Genomic DNA, 8,071 nt, shown 5'->3' with positions numbered 1-8,071 from the left:
GCTCGTTTTTTTTTGTTTATTAAAAGCTATTGAAAATGATAGCCCAACTTCATACCGACGACCCAAACATCGTTATCATCTACTGCAGATAAGCCTACGAACTGGGGTATAACAGCGTTTGAATTTGTTTTAGGCTTTTGGAATTTTAAATAATACATTCCTGTAGCGAAATCCCAGTGTTTTTGAAAATTCTGAAAATATCCTAAACCCACTCCCCAATAACCATCACTCGGATTCAAGGTAGAAGCTGGATTTCCCGTACCTGAGTCCCATAAGATTTCAAAAGAATTAATCATAGAGGAAGGCCATTGATGTGCGATTCCAAGTTTGGCCGACCATTGATCCTCCTGATAATCGATCATCTTGATATCTTTTATTTCAGGAAACTCCAAAGCGGCATAATCAATCACTGCACCGAATTTCGGTGGTTGAATGACAAGATCTTGCCAATTTACCCAGCGTAAACTCGCATAAAAAATATTCTGAGAGGGAAGTCCGCTCTGAATATCTAAATTAATAGATTGAGGTGTTTGTACTTTCGTAAAGCTTGACGTAGGTATACCGACTGTAATTGATTCTGTGGTTTCCAGTTGATGGTTTATAGCTGAACGATAAGTTAACGCTGTTCTAAAGAAATACTCAGGAGTTTGATAGCTCATTCCAGCGAGCCAACCCCAGGCAGCATTTTGTTCAAGCTGAACGTGATAACCATTAAAGACCGAAAAAGATTCACCTACCAAACTTAGATTACCTTCTAAGGTCTGATAACTCAGTCCTGCATAGAGATTCCAGTTTCGATCAGGCTGATATCCAAGAATGGAAGTCAGATTATGACTATCAAACTCAATATCGGCTGCTTCAATCTCTGTAGGTTCACCTGCAAAAACTGGACTATATTGATATGCGACATCCACATGGAAAGGCTGATCGTAAATGAGACCCCAAGAGATCTGAGGATGAAGCTGTAGTTTTAATGCAGCATTGGCAACCAGCTGATTATTCGCAAGCTGACCCGTAGAAAAATCCTGAATACCTAATTGTTCTAATATTTCGGTATGCTGTACTTGACCACTAACATTAGGATGCGTCCAGGCAAATGAGACTTCAGCATAATGATCCTTTTCAAAAAAGGACTGGATGGTTTGATTAGATTGCTCAAAAGCGGCAGCAAAACTTGTCCCAGAAAAAATCAGTCCACATCCCAAGAGGGAAAATTTGTAGCTCATCATTAATATAATTTATTTATTGAATTATACTGTGATTATGCTTGATTTTTAATGAAATAATCTACTGGTAAAATTGAAAAAAGAGGCGATAGGCCTCTTCAATTTAGAAAGTACAATCCATATTATTCATCTGGATAAGCCACTTTTTTAAGTGCCTTGATGTCCGCATCTGGTGAGCATAAAGAAATAAACTCATAACCATAACCACGTAATAAGTGGCCTTTACGTACTGCAATCCAGGTAGTATTTACCCCAAAAATATCGGTTTTGATCTGTTTTAGGCGATAGTCACGTTCTGGATCATAAGCCAGATCATTGACAATGCCAACACCCATGTTGAGCTCGACATAAGTTTTAATAACATCAGCATCCAGAGCTGACATTACAATATCCACATCTACACCGGCTTCTTCAAAGGCTGAGTCGATTTTAGAACGGCCAGTAAAACCACCATGATAAGTAATAATCGGATAGCCAGCGAGGTCTTCAATACGTACCTGTTCTTTGCTATTTAGCGGGTGATTTTGCGGCGTAATAATACTGTGCTGCCAGTTATAATAAGGCACACTCGCCAGATTTTCCTCAGTCGTTAAGGCTTCAGTCGCAATCCCGATATCTGCTTCACCTTGAAGTAGCATTTCAGTAATTTCCATTGGACTGGCTTGTTGCAAAATCAGATGAACTTTCGGAAATTCTTTTTTGAACTGATTTACGATTGGTGGTAATACATAACGTGCTTGGGTATGCGTCGTTGCAATCGTTAATGTACCTTCATCGACCTTGTTAAAGTCATCTGCAAGACGTTTAATATTGTCTGCATCAACCAGCATGCGCTCCACAATTCCGAGCAGTGCCTGACCTGGTTCAGTCAGACCGAGTAGACGCTTACCTTTACGGATGAACAGCTGTACACCAAGTTCATCTTCCAGGTCTTTAATATGCTTACTCACACCCGATTGTGAGGTATACAGTGCTGCAGAAGCTTCAGTTAAATTAAATTTTTGACGAACAGTTTCTCGAATAATTCTTAATTGTTGGAAATTCATTTTCTATATACCCTATAAGCGGATGGGGCTGAAATGGCCCCATCTGAATGTTTCTTAAGCAACCTGATTTGCAAATAAATGCAGGTTAAGTGGACTTAACCATACGGTCTGATTTGGTCGGAATTGATGCGCTCGCGCTTCTTCAGGCGTCAGTGAAATTTCAATCAGGTTACCCTGACGGTCATTCAGTTCTGCAACGACTTTACCGGCAATCCATAATTCACGAATAAAGGTCGCCTGAATTGCATTGTCCTGTGGCTGAGCGGAGATACGCAGTTCATCAGGGCGGGCAAATACAATGACATCACCTTGTGGATGCTGTTGTGCCGCATCAAATTGGATGCGATCTTCACCCAACTGAATGATGCCGCCATTATTCTGACCTTCGAAACGGTTGGCTTGACCCAAGAAGTCGAACACGAATGGCGTTTTCGGGGTTTCATATACTTCACGTGGTGAACCAATCTGTTCGACATTCCCTTTGTTCATCACCACAATTTGATCTGCAACTTCCAGTGCTTCTTCCTGGTCATGCGTCACGAAGATAGAAGTGATATGCAGCTCATCATGCAGGGTACGTAACCAGCGACGCAGTTCTTTACGCACTTTGGCATCTAGCGCACCAAAAGGTTCATCTAGTAATAGTACGCGTGGTTCAACCGCTAGGGCACGCGCAAGCGCAATACGCTGACGCTGACCACCAGACAATTGAGCAGGGTAGCGATCTGCCAGAAAGCCCAGTTGAACCAGATCCAATAAACGGGTAACACGTTTCTTGATTTCAGTCTCTGATGGACGGGTTGAACGTGGGCGAACACGTAAACCGAATGCCACGTTGTCATACACTGTCATATGACGGAACAGCGCATAGTGCTGGAAGACAAAACCGACTTCACGTTCACGGACATGGACGTTGGTTGCATCCTGACCTTCCAGAATGACCTGCCCCCCATCTGCAGATTCAAGACCAGCGATAATACGCAGCAGGGTGGTTTTACCACAGCCTGAAGGACCCAAAAGAGCTACTAACTGGCCATCCGGGAAATCCAGGGAAATATTATTCAGTGCATGGAATGCACCAAAGTGTTTTTCAATATTTTTAACTTGAATACTCATGTGGGCATTCCTTAAGAAACTGTTAAATCGTCATTACGTTTGTTTTGTTTTTCCTGGCGCATTTCTACCCAGGTTTTAAGCACCAGGGTCACAATTGCGAGGAGAGCCAGGAGCGAAGACACAGCAAACGCAGCACTAAAGGTATATTCGTTATAGAGAATTTCGACATGTAGCGGCAAAGTATTGGTTTCACCGCGGATATGACCGGATACTACCGATACCGCGCCGAACTCACCCATGGCACGTGCATTACACAGAATCACACCATAGATTAGACCCCATTTAATATTTGGCAGGGTCACTTTCCAGAAGGTTTTCCAGCCTGATGCACCGAGTACAATTGCAGCTTCTTCCTCTTCAGTGCCTTGAGCTTCCATTAAAGGAATCAATTCACGCGCTACGAAAGGTACCGTAATAAATATAGTCGCCAAAACAATTGCGGGTACGGCATACAGGATCTTAATGTCATTATCCATTAACCAGCTGCCCATCCAGCCTTGGGTACCGAAAATCAGCACCAGCATCATACCGGCGATGACCGGTGATACCGAGAAGGGAATATCGATAATCGTGGTCAGGATAGACTTGCCAGGGAAGTTAAACTTCGCCACTGACCAGGCAGCAGCCACACCAAATACCACGTTTAACGGTACTGCAATTGCAGCAGTTAATAGCGTTAGTTTTACCGCAGATAATGTGTCTGGATGAACCAGTGCCTGAGTATATACGCCGACGCCTTGCTTGAATGCTTCAACAAAGACCAATACCAGCGGCAGAATCAGGCAGCTTAAAAAGAAGATCAGCGCAATTGTGAGCAGGGTATAACGTACCCATTTTGGCTCGCGAGTTGCATCACGGGATTGCAGCTTTTCAGCAAGTGCATTGCTGTTGGTATTTAAACTCATCGTGCAGTTCTCCCGGTACGGCGGCTAGCCCAAGCTTGTAACAAGTTAATCAGGAACAGCATCACAAATGAAATCAATAGCATCACGACAGCAATCGTGGTTGCACCCGCATAGTCATATTCTTCCAGACGCGAGATAATCATGAGTGGAGCAATTTCCGTTTTAAACGGCTGGTTACCGGCAATAAAGATGACCGAACCGTATTCACCCACGCCACGTGCAAATGCCAGGGCAAAGCCTGTAATCAATGCGGGTAGCAGAATCGGGAAAATAATTTTGGTCACGATTTGGAAGCGGTTTGCCCCGAGCGCAGAAGCAGCTTCCTCAAGTTCAGTTTCCAGATCAGACAGTACCGGTTGAACCGTACGCACCACAAAAGGAATCCCAATAAAGATCAGCGCCAAGGTAATACCTATCGGGGTATAAGCCACTTGAATACCTATTGGTTCCAGATACTGACCGATCCAGCCTGTAGGTGCATATAAAGAAGTCAGAGCAATACCGGCAACTGCGGTTGGCAGGGCAAAAGGCAGATCGACCAGTGCATCGACAATACGTTTACCCGGAAAGCTATAACGCACCAGACACCATGCCAGTAACAGGCCAAAAACTACATTAATCAAAGCAGCAATAATGGCTGAACTGAAGCTTAGCTGTAATGATTTCAAGATACGTTCAGAGCTCAGGATTTCCCATAAGCCATCCCAGCCAATGCCAAGTGATTTAATAAATACGGCAGACAGTGGAATAAGAACGATTAATGACAAATACGCTAGGGTAAAGCCTAGAGATAGACCAAATCCTGGCAGCACTCGGGATCGCTGCGACATGATTACTCCTCAAAAGAGAGAATGCTGATTGAAGACAACCAGCGAATATTAAAAATGAAATTTGCGACAAGCATAATTTGCAACATCTAAAATGCAAATTTAAAAAAATACTTGCCTTCATCAGTATTGCTGATATGTTGCATCGGCATCTCTGAATTCAGGTATTGTTTAATTTCAGGGAAGGGGCCAAAGCCCGAGGCAACATTAATATGACCGACGGCGCCCAGATTAATCGGCTGGATTTTCCAGGATTCGGCAAAAGCATGTGCATCTTCAAAACTCAGCCAAGGATCATTTTCACTGATCAGCATGATGGTCGGAACCTGAAGCTTGAGCTGATGGAAATAAGCGCTGTAATCTGTTTGGCTATCACGTGCAAAGCCATTTTCACTAAAACGGGCTGGGTTGGCCGGAGCCACCAGAACCAGTTTTTTAATTTTTCGACAAAGTTCTGGATGCTGGTCAAGTGCTGCAAGACTGGTCAGGCAGCCAAAGCTGTGCGCTACGATTTCAATATCATCTTCAATTTGCTGTACAGATTTGACAAACTGCGCTACCCAGCTACTCAGTACCGGATGGTTCCAGTCTTGCTGTTGAACACGGGAGCATTGCATCAGACCACGTTGCAACCAGGATTGCCAGTGATCATGTTCACTGCCACCTACACCTGGAACAATGAGGGTATGTATCATGCGAATGCTCCTTATCTGTTCAATGCAAAACTTATTTTGCTGTATTGGCTTTCACGATTTGATCGAAAATGCCGCCATTTTCAAAGTGAGCCTTTTGCACTTTGTCCCAACCACCAAATTCCTGATCAATCGTCACCAGTTTTAGTGGCTTGAAGACCTGACTGTACTTTGCCAGTACTTTTTCATTGCGTGGGCGGTAGAAGTTACGTGCTGAAATTTCTTGACCTAGTGGTGAGTAGAGGAAGTTCAGGTAACCTTGTGCCAGGTATTTGTTGCCTTTTTTCGCTACTGTTTTTTCTACGATCGCAACTGGTGGCTCAGCCAGAATAGACAAAGAAGGTGTGATGATTTCAAACTTGCCGGGTTGTTCACGAAGTGCCAGATGCGCTTCATTTTCCCAAGCCAGTAATACGTCACCGATACCGCGTTCAGCAAATGTCGTTGTTGAACCACGTGCACCTGAATCTAGGACTTTGGTCTGCTTATAGATTTTGCGAACAAATTCTTGTGCTTTGGCATCATTACCGCCTGGGAGGTGTTTTGCATAAGCCCACGCTGCCAGATAATTCCAACGCGCCCCACCAGAGGTTTTTGGATTTGGTGTAATGATTGCGACATTAGGTTTAACCAGATCGCCCCAGTCTTTAATATTCTTTGGATTGCCTTTACGCACCAGGAATACGATGGTTGATGTATACGGTGTAGAGTTGTGAGGCAATTTTTTTTGCCAATCCGCAGGGAGTAATTTGGCTTTTTCTGCAATAACGTCTATATCAGCAGCCAGTGCTAATGTCACTACATCAGCTTCCAGACCATCAATTACCGCACGTGCCTGTTTACCAGAACCACCATGTGACTGTTTAAAGTTAATAGTTTGGCCCGTACGGCTTTTCCAGTATTTGCCAAATTCTTTGTTGACGTCTTCATAGAGTTCACGCGTCGGATCATAAGAGACATTCAGAAAATCCCGCGCTGCTGCACCAAAAGAAGTTGCTGAAATAACAGCAGCCAAAACCCCAATTTTTAATTTTGTTGTAATGCTCATGTGAACCTCAAACTCTTACACGTTTTGTAACATGAGTGAAGAATAAACTTATTCTTTATGCATAAAAAATAATTAAAAATGAATTTTATATGAAAATAAAAGATAAGTGGATGGGTAAGTATCTGAAACAAGAATGGCCTTATTAAATAAGGCCATTAACGCTACATTTATAAAACGTTATTTTGCACTGTTTGCTTTGACGATCTGGTCAAAGATACCGCCATTGGCAAAGTGTTTTTTCTGTACCTTGTCCCAACCGCCAAACTCTTTATCAATAGTCACCAGCTTCAGCGATTTAAAGACATTGCTGTATTGTTTTAATACTGCCGCATTACGTGGACGGTAGAAATTCTTTGCAGCAACCGTTTGACCCGCAGGTGAGTACAGGTAGTTCAAATAAGCTTTAGCCAGATTTTCATTACCATCTTTCTTGGCATTCTTTTCTACAATTGCCACAGGTGGTTCAGCCAGAATAGACAGAGAAGGTGTGATGATTTCAAACTTACCGGGTTGTTCACGAAGTGCCAGATGTGCTTCATTTTCCCAAGCCAGCAATACATCACCAATGCCGCGTTCAGCAAAAGTCGTTGTTGCACCACGCGCGCCAGAATCCAGTACTTTTGTCTGTTTATAAATCTGGTGAACAAAGTCTTGTGCCTTGGTATCATTACCCCCTGGCTGGTGTTTTGCCCATGCCCAAGCTGCCAAGTAGTTCCAGCGCGCGCCACCAGAAGTCTTCGGGTTTGGCGTAATGATATCTACACCCGGTTTAACCAGGTCGCCCCAGTCCTTAATGCCTTTCGGATTGCCTTTTTTGACTAAGAAAACAATTGTTGAGGTATATGGTGTCGAGTTTTGCGGGAATTTCTTCTGCCAGTCTGTCGGTAACAGGCCACGTTTAGCAATTTCATCAATATCTGCTGCCAGAGCCAGTGTAACGACATCTGCATCCAGACCATCAATCACGGCACGTGCCTGTTTACCTGAACCGCCATGTGATTGTTTAAAATTAATATCTTGGCCAGTAGATTTTTTCCAGTAAGCACTGAATTCTTTGTTAAAGTTGTCGTACAATTCGCGAGTTGGGTCATAGGATACATTTAAAAAATCCTTTGCAGACACACTAAATGCAGTCGCTGAAATCAGTGCTGCCAATACCCCAATTTTTAATTTACGGACGTTCATATTTGCCTCAAGTGTTCTTGGTTTTT

8 protein-coding genes are annotated in these 8,071 nt (G+C 43.4%); all 8 read right to left on the bottom strand.

Features of this window, described 5'->3' with window-relative positions; all coding sequences use genetic code 11:
- Positions 1 to 26: 26 nt before the first annotated feature.
- The 8 genes from B4J23_RS13980 to B4J23_RS13945 all read right to left on the bottom strand — a co-directional run bounded on the left by B4J23_RS13980 (position 27) and on the right by B4J23_RS13945 (position 8,045).
- A complete protein-coding gene (locus tag B4J23_RS13980; protein ID WP_291361475.1) occupies positions 27 to 1,229 on the bottom strand; it encodes an outer membrane protein transport protein in 1,203 nt (400 codons plus the stop codon).
- A gap of 119 nt (positions 1,230 to 1,348) precedes the next feature.
- Entirely contained in the window at positions 1,349 to 2,272 is a 924-nt protein-coding gene (locus B4J23_RS13975; protein ID WP_291361473.1) for a CysB family HTH-type transcriptional regulator, read from the bottom strand.
- A gap of 54 nt (positions 2,273 to 2,326) precedes the next feature.
- Positions 2,327 to 3,388 (bottom strand): sulfate/molybdate ABC transporter ATP-binding protein, encoded by a 1,062-nt coding sequence (locus B4J23_RS13970; protein WP_103800262.1) that lies wholly within the window; start codon positions 3,386 to 3,388, stop codon positions 2,327 to 2,329.
- 11 nt (positions 3,389 to 3,399) lie between these two features.
- Positions 3,400 to 4,293, bottom strand: coding sequence for a sulfate ABC transporter permease subunit CysW (cysW, locus tag B4J23_RS13965; protein WP_004892240.1), 894 nt, complete (start codon positions 4,291 to 4,293; stop codon positions 3,400 to 3,402).
- A complete protein-coding gene (gene cysT, locus B4J23_RS13960) occupies positions 4,290 to 5,123 on the bottom strand; it encodes a sulfate ABC transporter permease subunit CysT (RefSeq protein WP_291361467.1) in 834 nt (277 codons plus the stop codon). Before cysT ends, cysW begins: the two co-directional genes overlap by 4 nt.
- Before the next feature lie 86 nt (positions 5,124 to 5,209).
- The gene (locus B4J23_RS13955) at positions 5,210 to 5,815 is read right to left on the bottom strand and encodes an RBBP9/YdeN family alpha/beta hydrolase (RefSeq protein ID WP_076753847.1); all 606 of its coding nucleotides are present in this window, start codon (positions 5,813 to 5,815) and stop codon (positions 5,210 to 5,212) included.
- A 31-nt stretch (positions 5,816 to 5,846) separates the two neighbouring features.
- Positions 5,847 to 6,860 (bottom strand): sulfate ABC transporter substrate-binding protein, encoded by a 1,014-nt coding sequence (locus B4J23_RS13950; RefSeq protein WP_291361463.1) that lies wholly within the window; start codon positions 6,858 to 6,860, stop codon positions 5,847 to 5,849.
- Between the two features lie 177 nt (positions 6,861 to 7,037).
- Positions 7,038 to 8,045, bottom strand: a complete 1,008-nt coding sequence (locus B4J23_RS13945) for a sulfate ABC transporter substrate-binding protein (protein ID WP_291361477.1) — start codon at positions 8,043 to 8,045, stop codon at positions 7,038 to 7,040.
- Positions 8,046 to 8,071: the final 26 nt, after the last annotated feature.

This window comes from Acinetobacter sp. UBA3025 (assembly GCF_002367915.1).
Classification (GTDB): domain Bacteria; phylum Pseudomonadota; class Gammaproteobacteria; order Pseudomonadales; family Moraxellaceae; genus Acinetobacter.
The sequence above is the reverse complement of the archived record's forward strand: the minus strand, read 5'-3'. Positions and strand labels throughout refer to the sequence as shown.